Origin of the sequence: Acutalibacter sp. 1XD8-33, from assembly GCF_003612555.1 — a bacterium.
GTDB lineage: Bacteria > Bacillota > Clostridia > Oscillospirales > Acutalibacteraceae > Acutalibacter.
Window position 1 is genome coordinate 1 of sequence record NZ_RAZF01000106.1, and the last position, 503, is coordinate 503.

1 pseudogene is annotated in these 503 nt (G+C 49.9%); it reads right to left on the reverse strand.

Annotation, left to right across the window (positions count from 1 at the left end):
• Positions 1-298: pseudogene (locus D7X94_RS18060) on the reverse strand (hypothetical protein); the annotation flags it as partial.
• Positions 299-503 lie beyond the last annotated feature (205 nt).

Genomic DNA, 503 nt, shown 5'->3' on the forward strand with positions numbered 1-503 from the left:
CGTCCCGATCAAGTCCGCCGTTCATGATGATATGATGGTGAATGCGAACGGGCTTTTCGCTGTTTTTCTTTGTGGTGTAGGCCGTGACAAGCATATACTTTAGGGGCGGCAACCCCTCTTTCTTCCGCTGATACTGAATCCGGCGCAAGTAGTTTGTCACTTCCCGTTCGGCTTCCTCTATGGTCGCTGGAAGATATTTCGCGCTATATGTAGCCGTCACGTGCAACGCGTCCGGGTCGTCCCCGAAATTCAAGTTTGCGGTCTGAATGAAATAGCGGCGGGCGTTCTTGTCATTCAAGTTCTTTTGCTTTGGCTCCGATTCCTTGATTTTCTTTGACCGTGTGCCGCGTTTTACTGCCCTGCATTGCGCGTCGGTGTATGAAAAAATATCAACCTCCCGATATTGCTTGCCGCAATAGATTTTCTTTTCACGAATGAAACTTCGCACCGTGCTTCACCCTCTTTCTGTCGATGAATGAAGCGGGCGTGTTCTGTTTCCGGCT